This window comes from Micromonospora sp. DT201 (assembly GCF_049841575.1).
Classification (GTDB): Bacteria; Actinomycetota; Actinomycetes; order Mycobacteriales; family Micromonosporaceae; genus Micromonospora.
Genome location: NZ_JBNCKP010000039.1, coordinates 15,258 through 36,293, shown reverse-complemented (window position 1 = coordinate 36,293; position 21,036 = coordinate 15,258). Strand labels below are relative to the sequence as shown.

The following is a 21,036-nucleotide window of genomic DNA, read 5'->3' as shown; positions in this document are numbered from 1 at the left end:
GATCATCCGAACGACAGGGGCAGGAAGTCATACCGGGCCGGGCGACCGAGGGTCCCCGGCTGGGGACGATCAAAAAGACCTCCGATCTCCGCAACGGTCAAGAGCCGGGCGCTGCGGTCGGGCCTGGAGACAGTTTCAGCCGTTGCCTCGTCGCTTGGACAGTGGTGTGCAGGCGTTGTCGCAGAGCATCGGGGTCATTGGCGAGGCTGCTCAGCTCGGACGCCCTTCGTGCCAGGTCGTGCTCCCACTCGACACCGAGGTTGTTGGGTGTGATGCGGTCAAAGCTTCGTCTGGCCGTGGCGGCGTCCCCGCAGAACGCGGCCGCGGCACCGGTGTGGTAGGCGTGCCACCATGGCGACTCGTCGGACCTGGTTCGTCGTGAGGCCAACTGCCTTACCACGCTAGGTGGATCGGGAAACTGCGCCCGTAGTTCGGCGACGCGACGTGCGGCGATCTGGGCTAGTGAACGGACGTCGTGGGAGAACTGGTCAGCGGTCCGGAAGTCGAGGAAGTTCGTCCATCCACGCTCGCCCAACGGTGTCGTGGAGGCAAAGGAGCCGTCACCTTGCCAATGCACGCGGCAACCCTCGTCGAAGGACCAGTGTTCCTGATCGGTCCATAGCCACATGGCACCGATGTTCAGGTAGGTGCCCGGCCTACGAGACGCCTGGAACTCAACGTTGATGATCCACCAGTCACGATCGTCGTACCAGGAACGCGACTTGCCACGTCGCAGTCCCAGCGGCTCCAGGCACTCTCGTGTGGCAGCCGTTATCAGCCGGATCACGGTGGCACTGTCTGACACATCCGCGATTATGCCCTCGAGGCTCGGACCTGATGCGCCGTCGATCCAAACGCAGCGGTTTCGTCGTATCGCTGTCCTGTGACCAAGCAGTGGTGCAAGCAGCCGAGAAGCCGGTTGAACAGGTTGCGTAGGGCTGCGGGGTGGCGGTCGCCGTGGTCGCGGCGACGTTGGTAGTGCTGTTTGGCGGGTGGGGCGTGGGTGGCCGCGACGAACGACCAGAGGTAGCCGGCGGCGGCGAGGCGGTCGTTTTTGACCTTGCGATGGGTAACGGAGATGCTGCGGCCGGACGCGCGGGTGACGGGTGCGGATCCGGCGTATGCCTTCAACGCCCGTGCGTCGGCGAACCGGGTCCGGTCGTCGCCGATCTCGGCCAGGACGCGGGCGCCGGTGACGTCGGCCAGGCCGGGAAAGCTGGTGACGATCTCGTGGTCGGGATGGCGGCGGAACGCTTCACTGGTGGCCTCGGTGAGCTGGTCGACGCTGGCGCACTCGACGTTCAGCGTGGCCAGTAGCGCGAGGGCCTGGCAGCCCATCGCGGCCTCGACCATGGGCAACTGCCGCAGCTGCGGACGGCGCAGGGCCTCGTACAACTCGGCGGCGAGTTCGTCGACGCCACGTTGACGCCCTCCGCGGCGCAACGCCGCCGTGATTCGAACGCGGGACAGCTTGGCCGCCTCCGCCGGCGTTGCCGCGATGGCCAACACAGCGCGGGCGTCCGGGCTGGTCAGATACCCCTTCCTACCGGCAAACGCGTCGAGGAACCCAGGGAAGTACTCCCGCAGCAGCGACCGCAACTCGTTCGAGGCGCGGGTCCGTCGCCACGTGGCGTCCTGATGAGCACGGGCGAGCACCGCCACGGCCTGCACGAGCTCACTGTCGGCCGGTAGCGCCCGGTGCGCGTGGGCGTCGGTGCGCAGAATGTTGGCCAGCACCATCGCGTCGACGTGGTCGGACTTCTTCCGCGATACCGAGTACCGCTCCCGGTAGCGGGCCACCGCCATAGGATTGATCGAGTACACGCGGCGCCCGGTCGCGCGCAGGGCTGCGACCAGCAGCCCACGTGGTGTCTCAATCGCCACCGGGATCGGTGCATCGGCACTGTCACCGGCTGCGGCGAGCATGTCGACCAGCGAGGTGAACCCTTCCAGGTTGTCGCTGATGCGGCGCTTGTCGACCAGTTGGCCGTGCTCGTCGACCAGGGCGATGTCGTGGTGCCGCTCGGACCAGTCGACGCCGCAGAACACCTTCAACCTCTTACTCCTTCCTGTGACCTGGTTGCGAACCCTCTGGCGGAAACGCGCGGCGCCCTAATGACGAGGCTCTGTGGCCTACCCTCCGATGAGCCGTTCGCGATTCCAGCGACCCGCACGGTTCCGGTCTTCGCGTTCAGAGCTCGTCGGCTCCCGGTTCGCGAGGTGTGTGCCGTGCGGGCGGGCTGCAACCACGATCAACATGCTGCCTCAAGCCACGGAGGTGGTCCGGACGCGCCGGCCCGCCGGTCTTGCACGAGGCCTCACCAGCCCAGAGGTGTGCAGGCGTGTACTCGACGAGCCGAACCACCACCGTCAACGGCCCGTCGCCGCCCACGCTGCCGATCTTTTTGGAGACCTTCAGAGGTCGGGTAACGGGCAGGCATCCCGCGAGCCGCGACGGACCGTTCGGGATTCATTAGGTAACGGGTAAACGGGGGTGCCACACAGAATCCCGCCAGGTCCGATCGCCCCCGCTGGCCCTGCCACCGTGTGGCGCCTGCCTCACGGCATGGGTGCTGACCGAATCTGTGGCAGCCCTTCCTCGGTCAGCGCGACCGTCAGCGGAACCTCACGTGGCGGTGCGCTTTCGATGCTGTCCCGCAACGACCGGTGGACAGGGCACTCGCACGACGGATGCAGCGGATCCGGACATCGGGCAAGAGCAGCGTTCAGCTGATGAACTCCGTCAACGGGGACCGGCCACGACCAGTTCATGTCCCATGGCTCCTCCCAGGGTTGGTGAAAGCAGTCATGATCGAAGTGCACGAGAAGCCCGGCCTCGCACAATGGACAGGCGGACAGGCTGGTCCAGCGGTAGGTGACCTGGTGCCCGGGAGTACCGTGCGGCACGCCCCAACTGCCGATACGAACAACGGTGCGCTGGTCCAATCGGCAGGCGACGCAGATACGCATGGCTAACCCTCCTCCGCCGTCTGGCGACATCCACCGCAGAGATTTCGACGTCCGGGTCAGCGTAAGCATCGACGGCCGGCCCGTGGCGAATGACCGCCATCGTGTCAGCAACCGCGGTCGGTCGACGTCGGATGCGGCGGTCCGCGGTATCGAACTGCTCCGCAACCGACCCCACCTGTTCGCCGGTGTCCTGGCCGTGGTCGACCTCCACAACGACCCAACTGACGTTCACGACGATCTCGCGTCACTCGGGCCGGCGGTCATTGACTTCAACCTGCCGCACGCCACGCACGACGCCCCACCGGGACGCACCAATCCCGCTGAGCCGGAGTACGGCCGCTGGCTGAGCCGCGTCTACGACGCCTGGACCAACGCCGACTCCTACACGCACTCGGTGCGCATCCTCGAAGACATCGTCGCCCTCAGCCTCGGTGCGAAAGGCTTCGTCGAATCGCTCGGACTCGCACCAGCCGACATCGTCGTAGTCGAGTGCGACGGCTCGATCGAGAACATCGACACACTCAAAGCCGCCGCCCCGGGCGCCGCAAGCCTCGGCCTTGGGGTCTTCGACCACACCTTCGACGAGGTGGCGAACCACCCGGCGATCCAGCGACGGCAGGTCGGCGTGGTGGCCCTGGCAGAAGAGTGCCAGCGCTGTCCCCTGGTCGAGGAATTTGAGGGGAAGGTGAACTACCGCGTCGGATCCGACATTCCGGAGCCGCTCGGCTGAGTCGACATCACAGGCTCCGGCAAGGAGTCTGATCGGCATCAGCAGCGACCGCTTCGGTGCGATCGAGGTCAGACCGACCTCCGCACCGCCGCAACACCGCAGGCCACCAAGAACGTGACCGCGATCAGTCCGATCCGCAGCCACGGCACATCCCGGCTCGGCCGTACTCCGATCGACACCGCCATCGCCAGCTGTGCCAGCAGGGCCAGGCAGATGACGACGCTGAGCGACCTATAGGTGTTTCCGAAATCGGACCAGAACACCCAGGTGCCGTAGATGGTCGGGACCACGAACAGCAGGCTCAGGCCGATCAACGGGACGGCCAGTCTCCATCGCATGCTGGCGCTCACCGCTGCTCCTCCCGGCCCTCGGTCGTAAGACTGTCCAGAATCTCCACCTCAACGGATAGCTCTGCGCCCGCCTCACGAAGCTGCTGCGCCTGACGCTCCCATTCGATGCGCTCGTCGCGCGTGAGGGCGTCGCGCTCGTTGAGCGATGCCGTGAAGGCGTCGTCCAGCGCCTGGCCGTGCCAGGAGAACGTCGCCGCCGTGCGCAGGTCAGCCTCGCCGCTGAGGACGGTGCGGGCCAGGGAACCCAGTGGGTCGTTGCCGGCACGGCTTTTGGCGAGTGTCGTCAGGACCGCGCGGGCCAGCGGCTGGCGGTGGATCTCGTCGATCATGGCCTATCCCTGCTGTCCGGGGTGCTGATAGGGCTCGAGGTTGGGAAGAGCGGCGATGGCAGCACCGGCCTGAATCATGCCAATGGTGCCGGCGATGCCCTTGAAGGTGGCCTCGGCATTGCCGTAGAAGGTCGAAATCTCGTTGTAGAGGTCGTACGCCTGCCAGGCGTAGTAGGCAGCCACGCCATAGCCGACGACTGGCCCGATACCCGTCTCGATCGTCGCCGTGCCGACAGCCGAGGCCAGGTTGATGACGATCAGGACGTCGTCCGCTGCCAACTGGCGGCGTCAAGCCCTGGTGAGCAACTGGACTCCACCAGCGCTTGACGTTCGAACCCAGACACGACCGGCGCTTGTGATGCCTTCTCGCTGCCTCTAGAACGCTCGATTAGGGACAGCCTGGATCGGCGGGTGGTTGCTATCGTCGCTGCATGGTTGCGGGGAGCAACAAGGGCCCGGCGCAAGTCACGCAGGCCGATGTCTGCGGAGGACCGTGCGCAGGCGGAGCGGGACGTTCGAGGTGCGGTCTCCGACTTCCAGGACACGGCCTACGGCAACCTGCGCGCCGCCATCGCCAACGTCGCGATCTTCTTCGGCTTTGTCGGTGTGTTCGGGATCGTCGTCGGGGCGGCAGACGGGCTACGCCTGATCCCGATGGCTGTCATCAGCCAGTGGCTGTTCACGATCGCCAAGGCGAACGTCGACTACGCCGTCGAACTCGCGAAGATCATCACGGGACTGGTCGGCAAACTGGCGCAGGCCGCGTCCGAGGGGCAACCGTCATCGACCTACCCTGGGCCATCTCCACGCTCGCCGAGTCGGTCGGAGACCTGGTCGCCGCCGGCTTGGACGTTCTGCTCACCATCGGCCAGCGCTTCGTCGACGCGCTGGGCAACATCCGGGACATCGCCACGCAGGTCGGCGACCACTCGAAGCTACCCGGTGGGCGGTGGCCGGAGGCCGTCAAGGGATGACCGACGGGCGCATCACACCGTGGGTACGGCCGCCTGGGTCGCCTTGAGGAACGTCAACGCCTTCGGCGCAAGCGTCTCGGTGGCGGCGTAAGAAGTACCGCCGACGGCCAACCAGACCTTCACCACCAGGTTGCCCGTGCGCGCGCGGACCATGTACTCGGCGTACTTGAAGCCGGGCTCGGAGCGCCTGGTGAAGGCTTCCGCTTCGTCGCCCACACCGGTGATGACGCCGGCTGGAGTCATCACCGTCACCTGCGCCGTGGCCCGGTAGAGCAGCCGAGCCTCCTGCTCGCTGGCTGGCGTGGACGCCTCCACCCGCAGATTCGCCTGATGCCCGTCCTTCGTCCGCATCTCGAACAGACACGACGCACCCGGCTGCCCCAGCGGTGGCTTCGGATCGGTGCGGGCAACCGTCAGGGACAGCTCCGCCAATGGCCGAAGGTCAATACGTTTACACAGCTCCAGGTCTTGAGCGCGATAGATGGGGCCGAGCGAGGCGGTGGGCGCGGTGGAGGCAACGCTGCTCGTGGCCGCCCCTGTGGTCGGCGCGCTCACCGGAGCCGAGGCACCGTCACAGGCGGCAGTGGCGAGTACCGCAATGAGCGCCATGACAATACGAGAAACACCGGCCGACGCAGACACGTCTCGAACATACCGGCTGCGTAGCTGGCAGACTGCCCGAGCGACGAGCCACTATGGTGCCGGGTATGGCCGCCGCAGAGACCCCGGAGCAAATCACCCGGACCCGCATGGTCACCGCCCGGGCGGTCCTGCAGGGCCAAGCCGATCTTCGTACGTACCCCTATCCCTGCTGGCCGTGGTGTCTCATCACGGCCTCGGCGGTGACAAGGTCAGCGAGGCGGTTGCTGCCGCCGAGGTCCTCGGGCAGTTCGGCTGGGACCTCGTCAACATCTCGGAATTCGCCTCCAACAAGATCGTCTACGCCTTTTTGCGGAGACGATGACGATGGTTCTCGGGCTCTGCCGGACCTGACGCAGCTGAGCAGGTGACCGCCGTCGGACCGTAGCCTCGACCGGCTTCGTCAGCAGACCTGACTCGGAAAATCCGGCTCCACCGCACTCGGCCAACGCGTCTCCCGTCCGACTGAAGGTCCATGCCTATCCCTGCGGACGGGCTTTGATCCGCTCCGCAGGTGGGAGCCGCCGGACGGGTTCGTCATCGGTGGAGTAGACCTCCTGGCAGCACAAATAGCCCTCACCATCGACGAGTAGCACGATGCCGGCTTAGAACTCGTCGTCGCTGATGTCAGCCGACACTGGTGCACCGGACAACACCGGAGCCGGCGCTGCGGCGCGGTCCACAGCAAGGTTGACGGTCACGCAGCCGCACCCGCACCGACCCTCGACTGTGGCGAACGGCACCTGCGCACGCAACTCGTCGCGCCCAGGGAACGGCACGGACAGCAGCCGCGCGATGACGTCCCGCTCGATGTCGCTGAGCGGGCGAGGTATGTCGTCGCCGGTCATGGCGCGGCCTGATGGGGCAGGCCGGCGTGGAACCGCAGCAGCCGGACCTTGTGCTCGCCCAGGATCGGACGGGCACGCTCGATCAGCTTGTCGAGTTCGGCGGCGAGATTCCGGGATGGCCCGTGATAGGTCGTGGCCGCCTGCCGATTGAGCCACGCGCTGATGTCCGCCCGCGCACCGACGCGCAACCGGTCGTCGGGATCATCGACCAGACGTAGGTTGGTGGCCAGCCGCTGCCATGCGTTGCCAAAGGTCAGTAACCGGTAGCTCGCGAACCGGACATGCGGCGCGTTGCCCGGCCTGAGTAGGGCCTCAAGCATCTCTGGGTCCAGGGCGCCGAGGTCGTGTCGCAGGGCCGCCACCACCTGGCGGGTCACCGCGCCAGACTCGTCGCGCAGCAGTGGCACCAGGTCGGCCGACCGGGTCACGCCGAGGCGACGCAATGCGCGGACCGCTTCGACCCGACCACGCGAACGTGGATGCGCCAGCCACCGTCGAACCAGGCCGGCATCCTCGACGCCACCGGTCTCGCCCAGCCCGGCGATCACCCCCGGCGCCGGCGGCTCCCGCCGAGCAAGCAGACGATAGAAGTCTGCCGGATCCGCTCCGCCGCGGCGGAGCCCAGCCTGAGCGATCGCCCGCACCAGCGGATGCCGATCAGGCAACGCCGCCTCAGCAGCGCCCAGATCACCGACCGCAGTCACGGCCTGCAGCGCCTCAGCCCGAACCAGCGCAGTACGGCTGACCAGCAACCCTCGCAATTGAGCCGGGTCCGTCGCGGCCTGAACGGCACTTCGGGCGCACAGGGACCGGATCGGCAGGTCATCGTCTTTCATCGCGGCCGTGATCAATCGGCTCACACTCAACAGGCCACCAGTCGTCGCGGCCTGGTACGCCGCCCGCCGGGTCCGACGATCCCGCGCTGCCAGCAACGGCTCCAAGCCGTCCAATGGCAGGCCCCGCAGGACACCTTCGACGCGCTCGGCCAACCAGGCGCCCTGACCTCGACCGCGCAGCGCGAACGCCATCTCCGTGAGCTGGGTCAACGACCCCCGCGATGACCGCAGCCAACCATCCACCGCCGCCCTTGCCCGCTGGCGCACCTCGGCCACCCAGTCGGCGGTCCGAAGCGCGAGCACCGCCAGCGCAGCCGGGTGCGCGTGATCAGCAAGGTGAACGACCGCCGCCTCGCGGATCCGCCCGTCCCGGTGGCAGCCGGCTACGACCAGGCGCAGTACCTCCACCTCACCCTCAGCCAGCTCCGCCGCGAGGCTCCGCGACCAGCGCGGCGCCGACGACCACCGCTCCCGCAGCGCTTCATCCACCGCCAACCACCACCGCGCCTCAGCGGAACCAAGCGCATCCACAGCCACGGCCCGCAGGCCCGGCTCACCGTCGCGGGCCACCATCAGCAACGCGGCAGAGAACTCTGCGGGGCTAACGCTTCGATCGGCACCGCCTGCCCCAGCCCGCACCCACTCGATGACCGGCAGCTCAGGCAGATAGTCAGGTTCCGGCGACTCGCTCGAGCTGGCGGACATAGCTCGCAGCCACCGCCGCAGCACCGTGCCCAGCGACATCGCGTCCACCGACGCCCCCGTTCCCACCGCAGGTCACCATGATCGCAGCCATTCTGTCGCCCATGAGTCGACCAAGCGAGCGCATTCGTCCGCAGCGCCACGGTGACTCCGCAGCGGGTGGCAACCAACCGTCAGACATGACCCAAACCAAATAAATGATCTTCGGGGTACGGAGACGGCGGCCAGCCGCCGTTGGGCCGAAACTCGCCGTCGTTGGGTGACGGCGCCCCGCTGTTGGCCGACCTGGAGGGCACGTCGGTATCCCTGTTCTCCGGATGGGTCTGCCGCGATCATTGTCGGGCACGACCCCAGAGACGACCGCCGCCGTCAACCTGCGGAGAACTGGTCGGGAGGGCGAGCCTCAGCGCAACACGCCGTCCGTGCCGTCGTCGTCCGCGCCCCATACGTCGTCGTCTTCCCTGAGCCATGTGCCGTGTTGGGATTCTTCGTTGCCGTCGTCGGCCCCGCTGTTCGTCCCAGTCAGGCCGCCCCGGACGCCACCGCCGGCAGCACGGGCGCCCGTGCTGCCGGCCCCACCCCGGCCGCCCGCGCCGACCATGCCAGGCGTCATCGCCGCACCGCCCCTGCTGGATGACGGACCTTTGGCACCGCGTCCGGCACCACCGGTACCAGCCGCGCCGCCCATCATCGGTGGCATGCCGAGGCTGACCGGGCGGCCCAGGGAGCCACCGCCTGGGATGTGGCCGCTGGCCCCGCCCAGGCCTGCCGTGCCACCAAGGCCACCGCCCCCAGCGCCCAGGCCGGTCGCGCTGGGCAGACCCCCGCCGGCGCCGAACCCGGAGTTCACGCCGGTGAGGGTTCCCGTACCTGCGCCTGCGCTGGCCAAGCCGCTGCTGTACTCGCCGACCAGAGCACCGCCACCGAGGTCGTTGCCGACGACTGAGGGCTTGCCGCTGCCGCTTGGGGCGCTGCCGTCGCTGCCGTCGTAGCCGTCGTAGCCGCCGGCGCCGGAGGAGAGGTCCGGGTGGGCGCCCGAGCCGTAACCTGCCCCGCCGGAGCCGGTGTATCCGGTTGCCAGAGAAGGCTCACCACCGAGACCGCCGGTTGAGGGCCCTCCGCCGAGGCCGGCTGCGTTACCGGCACCGCCAGTGCCTGGCGGACCTTCCAGGTTCACGCCGCTCGGGCCGCCATCTGTGTACCCGTCCAACAGAGCGCCTCCGGGGGTCTCCCGCTCCCGGTCTGCGTAGTCGTCGCTGACCCGGTCGTAGGCCTTGCGCGCGTCCTCGGTGTTGTCGTTGAAGAATTCGCCGATCCGGTCGTTGAGCTGGCCGAACTTCTCCACCGGCCAACTACCCGCGAAGTCGGCCCGGATGCTCGCCTCGAACAGCCCCGTGTCGATGACTATGGCACCGTTGCGGGCCGCCGCCAGGTCGCCCACGCACCCCTGCGGGACCGGCATCGCGTTCTGCGCACGCTCCAGGTCCTGCGCGGCGGTCTGCAGGACGGTCACGATGCTGTGCTGATCGCTGCCCGGCTCCCGGGCGCCGTCCACGATCGACTCCGCTTGCTTGGTCAGCCCTTCCATGTGCGTGCGGAACGCGTCGTATGCCGGGCCCTTCCAGCTATCGCCGAGGTCGTGGATGTCGGCGTCCAGAAGCCGTTTTACCTCATCGATGTTGCCCAGCAACGCCTGCCAGCCCAACGCGGCGCTGGTGACGTCGGCCGGCCGGCCCGCGACCAACACCTGCCGCGCCATGTCCTCCCAGCTCAGAGCACTCACGTCAGCCTCCTTCCGCGCTGGGGCCCGGACCGGGGTCGCCGGCTCTCAAGGTTCGCTGCATCTCCTGCGCTGACATCTTGTTCGCGTCCTCGGCGGTGTCGTACTTGCGCTTCACCTCGCGCAGAGCATCGGCAGCGCGGTACAGGTCGTCGGAGAGATTCGTCAGCGACTGCGAGGTCGTCCGGTGCAGACCATGGTGAGCGGCGGCCAGGCTCAGCCCCTTGGGAAAACCACCCAGCGCGCCGCCCGGGCTGGCCAGCGCCGCGTCGCCGCCGAGCAGGTCCTTGATCTCCTCCATGTTGACGGCGAGCCGGCGCAGGTAGCTTGCGTGCCGCTCGATGTTGTCGGCGGCCGCTTCCAGACGGTCCGCCTCCCACTCGGTGACGTCACGCTGACCGGGCCCGTCCACGAGCTGCGACGGCGCCGATCCTGCGCCGGCGCGGACGTCATCCTGACGGAACCCCACGGCCGGCCCGTGCGCAGCCACCGTGGCAATGGGCCGCAACGGGCTGCCCGCCGGCATCACGTCGACAACGCCGGGCGGCACCCGCACCCAGCCCTCCACCTGCGGTGGGCTGCTGCCCTCGTCGCTCATCTCCGTCCTCCCCGTTGATCGGTCGATGGTGCGTCAGCGCTGGTGCGGGCCTCCTCCGCCCTGGGGCGGCGCGGTCCAAGGCTGCCCCGATCCACCGGCCTGCCCCGGTAGGGACGAGGGCGGAGGGAATGGGGGTAGGGGCTGCGGGACGGCCGGGTGCCCGTACCCGGACGGCGGGAACCCCGGACCACCCACCAGCGCTCCACCCAGTCCGGGTCCGACCGGCGGCGCGGTGCGACGGCGCCGGCGGCGTGCGACGACTACAGCCAGCACCACCGCGCCGATGACGACGGCCAGGCACAGCACGCCCGCGACGATGAGGCCGGCCTTGTTCTTGACCTTGATGGCGACAGCCGGCCCTTCGGTCTGCGCGCCCTTCGGGGAGGTCGTCGCTCCACCCGGCTGCACGCCGGCCGCCAGCAGCGGGTTGCCGTCCACGGCTGGCACCGGCCGCTGCAACGCGGCAAGCGCGTCCACCGCGCCGAAGCCGAACTCCGGATCCCGACCCGGCACCCCCACGTCCCGAGCCGTCCGGATCAGGCGATTAATCACGTTCGCCGCGTCCAGGTCCGGGTAGCGTGACCGCACCAGCGCGACCACCCCGGCCGTGATGGCGGTCGCCTGACTAGTGCCCGAGGCAACCGCGTAACCGTTGTCCTGCACCACCGTCGGCACAGGAGCGATGATGTCGTCGCCCGGAGCGGCGAGAACCACCTCAGGGCCGGCGACCGAGGCGCCGGCGAGGCCTCCCGATCGGGTTGTCGCATTGACCGCAATCACGCCGGGTGTGTTGGCCGGAGAGCTGACCGTCCGACCGCCCGCGCCGGTCGCCGCGACGAGCACGACGTTCTTGCCCAGGGCGTACTGGACCGCCTCGACGATACGGATGCTGGCGGGCTGCTCGATGCCGATGGACAGGCTGATCACGCCAGCGCCGGCATCGGCGGCCCAACGGATGCCCCGGGCCACCTCACCGTCGTAGCCGTTGCCCTCGCTGCCGCTCAGCGCGATCGGCAGGACCTTCGCCTCCGGCGCGATCCCGAGCTGCCGGTTCCGGTCGCCGCCCCGCCCGACGATCAGGCCGGCCATCGACGTGCCGTGCCCCTCCTTCGTGTCCCGGTCGACCCTGCCCTGAGGAGATCCCGCCGGGGCAGCACCGGGGCGCCCGGCCAGTTGGCCGGCGAGCGCCGGATGCGTCGCGTCGACGCCGCTGTCGATGACGGCGATCGTCACCCCACGCCCCTTGGTGATCCCGTGGGCCAGCGGGATCTGCAGCGCGTCGAGATACCACTGCAGGCCACGTACCGTGTCAGCCGCCGACGCTGGAGCCGGCACACCCACCACCCCGGACCCGACCACCGCACCCACCATCGACACGGCGACGGCGAACCTCAGCACCGATCGGCGACCTCTACCCGTACGCACGGCACTCCCCGAACCTCGACGACTCACTACGCGCTGCGGCTACGGTCCGGCTCGAGCCGGGCCCGGGCCCCACGTCTGATTTTCTCAGCCCCACACCTTGGTTGGCTTTGCTCATCTCGGTGGAGACGTCGTTACACGGGCAGCACCGACGGCGCCACCGAACTCATTCAAATCTTGCCGACGTCCGGACGGCGAGGCAGTCGCTGCTTCGACCTCGACCACCATGTTTACGCCCTTCCGTCTCTTGTGGCGGCGGAGCTGCGAGGCGAACCTCCACTGCATGGCCGCCAACCAGCCCAGCCACGGCGCAGGTGAGACGCTAGCGCAACGCGTCAAGATCCCGCCACCCTGTGTGACCAACCGAGCCGGCGCCACGCCTCGTGCAGGTGACCCAACGGTTGCCATGCAACGCCAGCCTTGTGGGCGACCTCGCGTTGGCTCTCAGCGATATAACATCTCCAGCGCTGGTGGGGACGGCGCTGCGCGAACACATGAGCCCGAGTCGGCATCCGGTTTGACCAGTGCTGGACAAGCTCCTACGGGCCAAGATCACCGGAGAATCGCTTCGGCACGTCGGCGGGCCTCCAGCGATGCCTACGCTTGCTACGGTGACCGTATGCCGCGTCACCTGCACGTTGCCTATCTACTGACCCTGGTCGCGGTCACGGTCTTGGGATTCGTTTGGGAAGGCCCCACGGCGGTGAAGGCCTTGGCCGGTGCGGCCGCCATGATCCCCGTCTGTGTGGCCATTCTCGTGACTGAGCGACGACGCCGCACGGGCCAGCCGGCCAGCACAAGGAACGGGTAAAGGATGGGGCTGTCAGGCCGGAATTGTTCTGACTGTGGTCGCCGTGTTCGTGAGCCGTTCGTGAAGACGATCACCGGGCGCGAGGTGTGTCCGGACTGCGCGAACGCTTTGTTCATGGGCTCCGCCGCGGGTGCGATCACGGGCAATATCGGGTCCGGGCATGGAGTCTGGTCGATGCTCATGCGCAAGATACGCCGCTCCGGTTGAACGAAGGGCAGCATGCCTACCAGCGGTGAGTGCCCAGCAGATTTCGCGGGCAAGGAGCGCTCCACGCAAAGTCCAGGCAGGACCCTCCGCACGGCAGATGGTGATCATGATTTGGGCCGCCGCGTACGACAACCCCAACGAGATCGACGCTGCCAACATCGCCGTGCGCAGGCCCGCCGAGATCAACAGCAGCACGACGACGGGCAGGCCGGAACTGCAGTCAATGGCTCAAGAGGACGGCCGCTCTAGTAACTGACCGTTACGACTGAGTGCCTAGACCGCGCGATTGTGACCGTTGGATGGACGATCTCAGCAGTTCGCGGTGGCCCCACCGACGCAGTCTAGAGCCGGGGTCTGCCAACCGTTGGTTCGCTGTTGGGTGGCCGTTGGCCAACCGTTGGGTAGCCAACGCACTGCTCCCCCAGCAAACCCACCGTCACGACCGCTCTTGGTGGTCGTGAGCACGGGCCAGCCGGTGTGGAAGCCGCCCACCGATGACCAGATCCTCCGCGACACCCGAGAACCCCAGCGGGCCGACTCCTTCGTCCCGAGACGGCAGACCCGACCCATACGTCGACAGCTCCACCTCCGACCACCACCGCGACTTCCTTCACGTCGACGTCATCATCGGTGGCTCGCCGATCTGGATCTCGGTATGGCGCAGCGGCGCCCCTAGCGAGATCAGCGAGTCCACATTTCGCCGCCTGCTGGCGCGTCGGATCATCGCCGTCTACAGCCGGCGCGGCGCAACCGTGGTCGACTTCGACGGCGACCCGACCATTCGCGACGAGAGCATTGCCGCGGGCCCGCACCTACCGCCCGGTCACCCATGATGCGGACCTGGCCGGCCTCGACACCATGGAGGAGGTCGACCTGGTCGTACTGCGCTGGCCGCGACCCCAGCCACTCGCGCGACCCAGGCCCGTCGACGGTGCGGTGGCCGACCTCTTCCATGCCCTCTGGCTGGTCATCACCCCGGACGGCTTCGCGCTCATCATCGTCGAGCAACGTCCGACCCAACCGGCGCCCACCGAGGTCGTGCACCTGGCCGGGCTTGTCCCCAGGGCTCACGCCGGTGGGATGAACTACCTCCAGCACGTGCTCGCGATCACCTCACCGGTAGCCCTCACTGCGGACAGCGCAGACGCCGAACGGTCGGCGACCAGTCGGCATGGCTCGCCGCTGCCGACTCCCCTGCACCTGCTGGTCTTCGTCCTGCGAGCAGGCCACCGTGACTGACCAGCCGGAGACTGCCGTCCACCACCGTCCGTCGCGTCGCCGCCCAGCCCGTCCGCGGGTACGGCCGATCAGCTACCGGCAGGCGTGCGCCTACATCAGCGCCCACCACCAGCAGCTCGAACGACCGCGGGGACACGCTTTTTCCCTCGGACTGACCAACCACGCCGGCATTCTGATCGGGGTCGCAATGGTCGGCCGTCCCGACGCTCGCCACCACGACGACGGCCTGACCGCTGAAGTCACCCGCCTGGCGACCGACGGGCTACGCAACGCGTGCTCGGTCCTGCTTGCCGCGGCGTGGCGAGTCGCCCGACGCATGGGCTACCAACGCATGATCACTTACACCCGCGCCGACAGGCCCGCCGCCGGCCTACGGGCCGCGGGCTGGAAGGTCGTCGCCGAAACGCCGCCCGCGCGCGGGCGGAATCGACTCAGCCTGCACCGGGCGCCGCGCGGCACCGGCGATGCGACCCGCACTCACTGGCAGGTCACCACTGAGGACTGGCGCACCCGTACCGAAGCCGCTAACCGCGTCCCCCGGCGGGCCAGAGATGGACAGGGCCCACGGTGACCGGCCACACCGCAGCCACCCACGCACCAGCGGAGTGGTTGCTCAACCACCGCGACGGGCCCATCGGCACCCTGCGGTTGGTCCTCGACGAATGCTCGACCTGGAGCCTCGCCCCATGCCAATAGACGCAGGAAAGATGCTCGCTGGCCTGCCTACTCCTTGGCGCGGCTTCCTGGAGGACTGGCATCGGTCATTGCGGTCCGGGAACTATCCGGAGACGACCCGCTACAACTATCTGCTCGCCGCGGCACAACTGGCCCGCTACCTGCAGGATCTCGCGGAATCGGCACCTGACACGTCGGAGGCAGCCCACGATCCCACTGCCGTGGCCCGGGCACATCTGGAGGAGTTCCAGGCGTGGATGGTGGAGACACGCTCACCCGCAACCGCCCTGAACAAGCACAAAGCTCTGCAGCAGTTCTTCAAATGGCTCGCGCTCGACGAGGAGGACATCGATCGATCTCCGATGGAGCGCGTGCGGCAGCCTAAGACGCCGCAGAAGCTGATACCGATCATCCGCGACGACGACACGCGACGCATCCTGGAAACGTGTCGCGGCAGAGCGTTCGTCGACCGTCGAGACGAGGCAATCATCCGCCTGCTGTACAACACGGGTGCCCGGCTGTCCGAGGTCGCCAACCTTCATGTTGAAGATGTCAGCCTCGCCGACACAGACACCGTCCGCTACCACGGCAAGGGCGCCAAGGACCGCCGGGTACGGCTGGGACCCAAGACCGCTCGCGCCATGAGCCGCTACCTCCGAACGCGGTCACAGCACAAAGGAACGCTCCTTGCTGAACTCTGGCTCGCGGATCGAGGCATACGGGCACTTGCCGCCAACGGCATCAAACTCATGCTGAAACGTCGCGGCCAGCGCGCCGGCGTCGCGAACGTCCACGCCCACCGCTGGCGGCACAACTTCGCCCACGAGTGGAAACGCGCCGGCGGCGACACAGGCGACCTCATGCTGCTGCTCGGCTGGACCTCAGACGACATGCCCCGGCACTACGGCGCCAGCGCAGCCGCCGAACGCGCCCAGGAGAGCCAATCCCGTGTCGGGATCGGTGAGCGTGTCTGAGCCCGAAGAGCGGGAAGCCAGGTCGACGGGGCTGACACCGGAGGAGCGTCGACGCCGGGCACCCATAGCTGCCCGCGTATCCTGGGCCAAAACGACCGACCGCCGCGCCCGCACGGCAGCTGGGACGCAGGGTTTCCTCGATCGCTTCGAGCGACAGGTCGATCCCGAGGGCCTGCTCGATCCAGATATACGCGCGGAAATGGCACGACACGCCAGGACGGCGCACATGTTGCAGCTGGCGGAACTGTCCCGCAAGTCCCGCCGACGGCGTACAGATCCGAATGCATAGGCAGGTACGCCGTGACGTACAAAGATCGGCATGGCAACGGGATCCCCGATCCGCGCCGCCGTCTGCAGCCATGGGCCCAGGCCGGTTTCGGTGAACAGGTCCATGAACTGGCCCTTACGCCTATGACCGAATGAAACGCTCGACCGGCGTCGACGGCTACGGCATCCCGCTCGGGATCACCGACGCCCCGCCAACCGGCACGACCCACCGCTGCTCCGCGACACCTTCGCCGCATGCAGAACCCAACTGCGCCACCACTGGCCCGAGCAGGTCACCGCGCACCTCGACGCGGCTACGACAGCAACCGCACCCGCGAGGGTCTGCTCAGGTGCGCGGCGGAGAGCCCCTGATGGGTCACCGGCCGGCCATGATGACGTGGCCGCTCAGCTCGGTGTGGCCGAGTCCTCCGACGAGGCGTGCCGCGAGGTCACGTAGACGACGGTACGCAGACAGTCCGGCTATAGCCGGACGGTCGGCCCGGTCGGAGCCGAGACCGACCGGGAGTCGTCACCGGTGGCCATCCCGGTGCAACTGTGTGCGGGGTCGCTCGGGCCCTTGGTCGACCGGTACGGCGCAATCCGCACTCGCCGACTGGGCGAGCGCCGCGGAGCGACTCGAAGATGGCGGCCGTGACGCTTCACAGGCGTCGTTCCGGCTGCCCGTCCTCCACGGCGGGCTCGGGGCCAAGGATCTTCCGCAGGTCAGCCATGGCGTCTTCGGCAAGCAGAGCAGGGGCGCTCTCCAACATCAGCTGGACGCTCTCGCCGATCTGCTTCTGCGTCAACGCCAGGGTGGCGCTGTTCAGCTCCGCTGTATCGCGGTCATCGACGATCCGCGCATTGCGCACAATCTCGATCTGCTGTTCGCTGAACAGCCGGGCAGCTAGCGCCACGACAATACGCTTCCGCGCTTCCGCCCGGCTCATACCAGCCCTGTACGCCTCAATAGCGGCAGCCACGTCATGCGACGCTTCCACAGGCGCAGCTTCCAGCACCACACCGGCTTCCACCGGTGCGGAGTTCCCTGGTGCAGGTTCCGCCCCAATGTGCGACTCGACGGCGACGACCCGCTTTTCCTTCTTGCGGGTCGCCATGTTCCACGCTGATGACACGGTCGACCCGACAGCGAAGCCGGCCGATACCGCAGCCGACCCCACGGCGGAGCCGGCCGACGCCACCGCCGACCCCACGGCGGAGCCTGCCGTTACCGCAGCCGACCCGACAGCGGAGCCGGCCGATGCCACCGCCGCCCCGACAGCCGGGACGGCCGACGCTACTGCCGACGTGGCGGCCGGGACGGCGGTTTCGGCCACCCACCTCTCGACGTGCGGCCTGGCCCTTTGCAGGGCTATCAGCGTCACGTCGACAGCCAGTTCGCGCAGGAAGACCTCGAGCTCGGAGCGTTCCCGGGGTCCTAGATGCGGCATCTCGTCTCCGTCGATTGGGTCGAGGATGACGTGGCCCAGGTTGTTCGTACCGCCGTCACGGGTCAGCGGGCTGAACGATCCGGGTTTCTTCGCCGATCGCGACAGACGCGCGCCGTCCTCGTACTCGACCCACATCTTTTCCCTAGGCATCCGCCGACCCCGCCCTCAGCAGCACTGTCCACCCATGGGCCACGCAAATTCAGCGCCATGGCACGCCGATCCGCATCGTCCCAGACGCATCGCCGCCCAGGCCACCGGACAAGATCCGTAAACCTTTGACCACTCCGGCGATTGCCACTCGATGACGTTCGGGCATCGACAGCGGAATCCCCTGCCAACCGGCCGAGACGCCGCATTTGACCCGACTACCTCGGAGGGCGGCTTATCGCGTTGCGGTGCGCATCGACCAAGATCTCTGTGCGCTTACCGTACGTCGGGCAATCAGCTCGCAGACAAGCCGCACTGCGCCCACACTAACGACCTCGTGCATGGTTGGCGGAAGCAGGGCCGTCTCACCGGATGTGGGGTGCGGCGGGTAGAGCACGGATTCGTTTTGGGTTGTGTTCGGTGCGGTCGATGTGTTGGTGGTCGGACAGGAGTCCGGCGATGGCGCGCATGGTGGTGTCGAAGGATTCGCGGCGGCCGTGGTAGCGACCGAGGATCCGCCAGTTCTTGAGGTGTCCGATGACGTGCTCGACCCGGATGCGCTGGGATGAGTGCCGTTTGCGGGACGCCTCGTGGGTGGCGATGACGCTCGGCGGGAGGGAGGTCTGGCGTTTGCGCGGCTTGGGCCTGGGAGTGATGACCGCACCTGCGGTGTCGGCTCCGAGGCCCTGGTAGCCGGCATCGGCGAGGATCTGCACGCCCAGGGGTGCGTTCAGGAGAAGGTCGACCAGGCCAGCGGTGCGGGCCTGGGTGAGATCATGCATCGAACCGGGACGTGTCTCGCCGCAGAACAGCAGCCGACCGAGCGGATCGCAGATCACCAGGGCTTTGATGGTGTTGAGTCGGGCCTTGCCGGACACGAACCGGTCTCGACCTGCTCGACCCGCGATCGGCCGACGCACGCGGACTTCGGTGGCGTCCATCAACGCCTGCGGGTGGTGCCCAAGGTAGGCCACCACGTCGGAGAGGGTCCGGAGCCGGGCGCCGTCGCGCACCAGGCAGCCGCGCTCGGCCAGTAGCGGCCGGATCTCGGCGATGCTGCGGCTGATTGTCGAGCGGTGGACACCAAACCAGGCGGCGACGACGTCGTGGGTCAGCCCGTGGCGTAGATGGACCAGTGTGGCCAGCAGCCGATCAACGAACCCGAACCGGTGTTTGGCGCCTGCTCCGATCCGGCGATGGCGTGTTCGCGCGGCGAGGTGGTCGTGGTGCTGTGCCCGCCACCGCGGCTCTACCTCGCTGACCAGGCCCTCAATCACTGAGCGAGACAGGCCCGTCAACCGCCGGTTCGTCATGATCGCAGCATCCAACATGAGACGAACAACGATCATCAATACTCAAGGACTCGCAACCGTGCACGAGGTCGTTAGCTTCCGACAGGCCGATCGAGAATGGCTGGCCGAGGTCACGCCTGATTAGCTCGCGAAGAACGCGCCGGTCCCGGACGACTACAGATGGCCCTCGTACGCCGACGGGCGGACAGTGCGGCGATGCCTCGGCCCTGTGTTCAACGAGGATCGGGCTCACCACCGGTTTTGCAAGCGTGACCTGGACCAACTGTCGCATCAGGGTTCGACTGATCCTGTGGCGTCGCGAACGTCGATCAGCCGACCAGCGGGAAGCCGGCTAATCCGACGCAACTCTGCACGACAAGTCGTACCGGAATCTGCACCGGAGTCAGTGCGCCGAACCCAGCCCTGACGCGACTCATGCCCGCCGGTCGACGACGAGGGCAACGCGGTCGGCCAAGCCGGTACTCGGATCGACCGGCCGCGTTGCCCGCGTCTACACCCCTTCCCCGATGCCCAGTTGCACCTGGATCTCCTGGGCGCGTTCGGCAGCCGCGCTGGCGCCGTAGTGCCGGGGCATGTCCTCGGAGGTCCAGCCCAACAGCAGCATCAGGTCGCCCGCGCGCTTCCACTCGTGGGCGAAGTTGTGCCGCCAGCGGTGGGCGTGCACGTTCGCGACGCCCGCGGCGAGGCCCAGCCGCTTCAGGCGAATCTTGATGCCGTTGGCCGCCAACCTCCGCCCACCGCGGTCGGCGAGCCACAGATCCGGCAGTTCCGAACCCGTGTGCTTGCCTCGCGCGCGTAGGTAGCGGCTAATGGCCCGTGCCGTCTTCGGTCCGAATCGCACCCGGCGGTCCTTGGCGCCCTTGCCGTGGTAGTGCACCGACTCCGTGTTGAGGTCGACGTCATCGAGCAGCAGGGTGCCGACCTCCGACAGCCGCGCTCCGGTGTTGTAGTACAGACGGATGATCGCCTCGTCACGCAGGTGCGGAAAGGTCTTGCCCTTGCAGGCGTCGAGGAGCTTCATCGTGTCCTCGTCCCGGATGATCGGGATCAGCTTCTGTGGGGTCTTGGGCTGCCGGACCCGGTCCGTTGGAGAGCGGTCGACGTCTTCCTCAGCCAGCAACCACTTGAAGAACTGCTGCAGACCTTTGTGCTTGTTTAGCGCGGTCGACGCGGACCGGGTCTCGATCATCCACGCCTGAAACGCCTCCGCATGCCCACGGGTCACCTCGGTGGGGTCCTCTGCGGCGTCGGCGGCATCAGGGTCGGGCGAGTGCTCGGCCAGGTAGCGGGCCAACTGCGCCGCGGCGAGGAGGTAGTTGTACCGGGTCGTCTCCGGATAGTTGCCCGCCCGCAGCGTCCGGTCCCAGTCGCGCAGGTATCCCGCCCAGGTCGAGGACAGGTCGGTGGTGAGCTTGGTGAGGTCCAGTAAAGCCATGTCGGTCACCCGTCGAGTCAAGGGGTCGATAAGCGGCGTGCTCGACCTCGACGAACCACCGTGAACACAAAAAAGAGGGTTTCCACAGGCTCTGACCTGTGGAAACCCTCTCGCTGTCGGGACGGCCGGATTCGAACCGACGACCCCTTGACCCCCAGTGAACTAGCACGGCTACCGGTGGCTGTCGGACAGTACCGTCTCGTGCCAGGCATGCAGGTCAATGGCCAGGTGGCGGCTCGAGGCAGGTCGGGCTTTACCGGGCCTTCCCGGGCCGTCCGTGAGACGGTTGTGAGACATCACGGGCGGTCCCGCTTGGGAGAGGCGCCGGAGATCGCGGCAGCG

At 67.9% G+C, this 21,036-nt stretch carries 22 protein-coding genes; 8 read left to right on the top strand and 14 right to left on the bottom strand.

Annotated features, from left to right (window positions below):
* Positions 1-97: 97 nt before the first annotated feature.
* Together ACLQ28_RS33730 and ACLQ28_RS33725 are read right to left on the bottom strand one after the other, a co-directional pair.
* On the bottom strand, positions 98-787 hold the full coding sequence (locus tag ACLQ28_RS33730; RefSeq protein WP_425690305.1) for a hypothetical protein: 690 nt from the start codon (positions 785-787) through the stop codon (positions 98-100).
* Positions 788-813: 26 nt separating this feature from the next.
* The gene (locus tag ACLQ28_RS33725) at positions 814-2,055 is read right to left on the bottom strand and encodes an IS110 family transposase (protein WP_425690304.1); all 1,242 of its coding nucleotides are present in this window, start codon (positions 2,053-2,055) and stop codon (positions 814-816) included.
* An 877-nt stretch (positions 2,056-2,932) separates the two neighbouring features.
* Here ACLQ28_RS33725 and ACLQ28_RS33720 point away from each other — a divergent pair.
* Positions 2,933-3,700: a hypothetical protein gene (locus ACLQ28_RS33720; RefSeq protein ID WP_425690303.1), complete on the top strand. Its 768-nt coding sequence runs from the start codon at positions 2,933-2,935 to the stop codon at positions 3,698-3,700.
* A gap of 68 nt (positions 3,701-3,768) precedes the next feature.
* On the opposite strand, the gene ACLQ28_RS33715 is transcribed toward ACLQ28_RS33720, so the two are convergent.
* The 3 genes from ACLQ28_RS33715 to ACLQ28_RS33705 are packed head-to-tail and all read right to left on the bottom strand — an operon-like array spanning position 3,769 to position 4,658.
* Positions 3,769-4,050, bottom strand: coding sequence for a hypothetical protein (locus ACLQ28_RS33715; RefSeq protein ID WP_425690302.1), 282 nt, complete (start codon positions 4,048-4,050; stop codon positions 3,769-3,771).
* On the bottom strand, positions 4,047-4,379 hold the full coding sequence (locus tag ACLQ28_RS33710) for a hypothetical protein (RefSeq protein ID WP_425690301.1): 333 nt from the start codon (positions 4,377-4,379) through the stop codon (positions 4,047-4,049). Before ACLQ28_RS33710 ends, ACLQ28_RS33715 begins: the two co-directional genes overlap by 4 nt.
* A 3-nt stretch (positions 4,380-4,382) precedes the next feature.
* Positions 4,383-4,658: a hypothetical protein gene (locus ACLQ28_RS33705; protein ID WP_425690300.1), complete on the bottom strand. Its 276-nt coding sequence runs from the start codon at positions 4,656-4,658 to the stop codon at positions 4,383-4,385.
* Positions 4,659-5,050: 392 nt separating this feature from the next.
* Between ACLQ28_RS33705 and ACLQ28_RS33700 the strand changes: the two genes are divergently transcribed.
* Positions 5,051-5,353: a hypothetical protein gene (locus ACLQ28_RS33700; protein ID WP_425690299.1), complete on the top strand. Its 303-nt coding sequence runs from the start codon at positions 5,051-5,053 to the stop codon at positions 5,351-5,353.
* Between the two features lie 12 nt (positions 5,354-5,365).
* On the opposite strand, the gene ACLQ28_RS33695 is transcribed toward ACLQ28_RS33700, so the two are convergent.
* Complete coding sequence (locus ACLQ28_RS33695) at positions 5,366-5,962, bottom strand: hypothetical protein (protein ID WP_425690298.1); 597 nt, start codon at positions 5,960-5,962, stop codon at positions 5,366-5,368.
* A 211-nt stretch (positions 5,963-6,173) separates the two neighbouring features.
* Here ACLQ28_RS33695 and ACLQ28_RS33690 point away from each other — a divergent pair, with 211 nt between their 5' ends.
* Positions 6,174-6,317: a hypothetical protein gene (locus ACLQ28_RS33690; RefSeq protein ID WP_425690297.1), complete on the top strand. Its 144-nt coding sequence runs from the start codon at positions 6,174-6,176 to the stop codon at positions 6,315-6,317.
* A gap of 280 nt (positions 6,318-6,597) precedes the next feature.
* Here the strand turns inward: ACLQ28_RS33690 and ACLQ28_RS33685 are convergent, their stop codons facing one another.
* From ACLQ28_RS33685 to ACLQ28_RS33665, 5 genes are all read right to left on the bottom strand, one after another.
* Positions 6,598-6,840, bottom strand: coding sequence for a hypothetical protein (locus ACLQ28_RS33685; RefSeq protein WP_425690296.1), 243 nt, complete (start codon positions 6,838-6,840; stop codon positions 6,598-6,600).
* Positions 6,837-8,447 carry a hypothetical protein gene (locus tag ACLQ28_RS33680; RefSeq protein WP_425690295.1) on the bottom strand — a complete coding sequence of 537 codons (1,611 nt, stop codon included), beginning with the start codon at positions 8,445-8,447 and terminating at the stop codon, positions 6,837-6,839. The genes ACLQ28_RS33685 and ACLQ28_RS33680 overlap by 4 nt, the downstream gene beginning before the upstream one ends.
* A gap of 334 nt (positions 8,448-8,781) precedes the next feature.
* The gene (locus ACLQ28_RS33675; protein ID WP_425690294.1) at positions 8,782-10,161 is read right to left on the bottom strand and encodes a WXG100 family type VII secretion target; all 1,380 of its coding nucleotides are present in this window, start codon (positions 10,159-10,161) and stop codon (positions 8,782-8,784) included.
* A gap of 1 nt (position 10,162) precedes the next feature.
* Positions 10,163-10,756, bottom strand: coding sequence for a hypothetical protein (locus ACLQ28_RS33670; protein WP_425690293.1), 594 nt, complete (start codon positions 10,754-10,756; stop codon positions 10,163-10,165).
* A 33-nt stretch (positions 10,757-10,789) separates the two neighbouring features.
* On the bottom strand, positions 10,790-12,154 hold the full coding sequence (locus tag ACLQ28_RS33665; RefSeq protein ID WP_425690292.1) for a S8 family serine peptidase: 1,365 nt from the start codon (positions 12,152-12,154) through the stop codon (positions 10,790-10,792).
* Between the two features lie 1,139 nt (positions 12,155-13,293).
* Between ACLQ28_RS33665 and ACLQ28_RS33660 the strand changes: the two genes are divergently transcribed.
* The 5 genes from ACLQ28_RS33660 to ACLQ28_RS33640 all read left to right on the top strand — a co-directional run bounded on the left by ACLQ28_RS33660 (position 13,294) and on the right by ACLQ28_RS33640 (position 16,084).
* Positions 13,294-13,452 carry a hypothetical protein gene (locus ACLQ28_RS33660; protein ID WP_425690291.1) on the top strand — a complete coding sequence of 53 codons (159 nt, stop codon included), beginning with the start codon at positions 13,294-13,296 and terminating at the stop codon, positions 13,450-13,452.
* Between the two features lie 238 nt (positions 13,453-13,690).
* Complete coding sequence (locus tag ACLQ28_RS33655) at positions 13,691-14,029, top strand: hypothetical protein (RefSeq protein WP_425690290.1); 339 nt, start codon at positions 13,691-13,693, stop codon at positions 14,027-14,029.
* Positions 13,992-14,435, top strand: a complete 444-nt coding sequence (locus ACLQ28_RS33650) for a hypothetical protein (protein ID WP_425690289.1) — start codon at positions 13,992-13,994, stop codon at positions 14,433-14,435. Before ACLQ28_RS33655 ends, ACLQ28_RS33650 begins: the two co-directional genes overlap by 38 nt.
* The gene (locus ACLQ28_RS33645; RefSeq protein ID WP_425690288.1) at positions 14,428-15,006 is read left to right on the top strand and encodes an XF1762 family protein; all 579 of its coding nucleotides are present in this window, start codon (positions 14,428-14,430) and stop codon (positions 15,004-15,006) included. The genes ACLQ28_RS33650 and ACLQ28_RS33645 overlap by 8 nt, the downstream gene beginning before the upstream one ends.
* Positions 15,007-15,097: 91 nt before the next feature.
* On the top strand, positions 15,098-16,084 hold the full coding sequence (locus ACLQ28_RS33640) for a tyrosine-type recombinase/integrase (RefSeq protein WP_425690287.1): 987 nt from the start codon (positions 15,098-15,100) through the stop codon (positions 16,082-16,084).
* A gap of 926 nt (positions 16,085-17,010) precedes the next feature.
* Here the strand turns inward: ACLQ28_RS33640 and ACLQ28_RS33635 are convergent.
* The 3 genes from ACLQ28_RS33635 to ACLQ28_RS33625 all read right to left on the bottom strand — a co-directional run bounded on the left by ACLQ28_RS33635 (position 17,011) and on the right by ACLQ28_RS33625 (position 20,694).
* On the bottom strand, positions 17,011-17,934 hold the full coding sequence (locus tag ACLQ28_RS33635; RefSeq protein WP_425690286.1) for a hypothetical protein: 924 nt from the start codon (positions 17,932-17,934) through the stop codon (positions 17,011-17,013).
* Positions 17,935-18,311: 377 nt separating this feature from the next.
* Positions 18,312-19,259: a transposase family protein gene (locus ACLQ28_RS33630; RefSeq protein WP_425690285.1), complete on the bottom strand. Its 948-nt coding sequence runs from the start codon at positions 19,257-19,259 to the stop codon at positions 18,312-18,314.
* Between the two features lie 490 nt (positions 19,260-19,749).
* Entirely contained in the window at positions 19,750-20,694 is a 945-nt protein-coding gene (locus ACLQ28_RS33625; RefSeq protein WP_425690307.1) for a tyrosine-type recombinase/integrase, read from the bottom strand.
* Between the last annotated feature and the right edge of the window lie 342 nt (positions 20,695-21,036).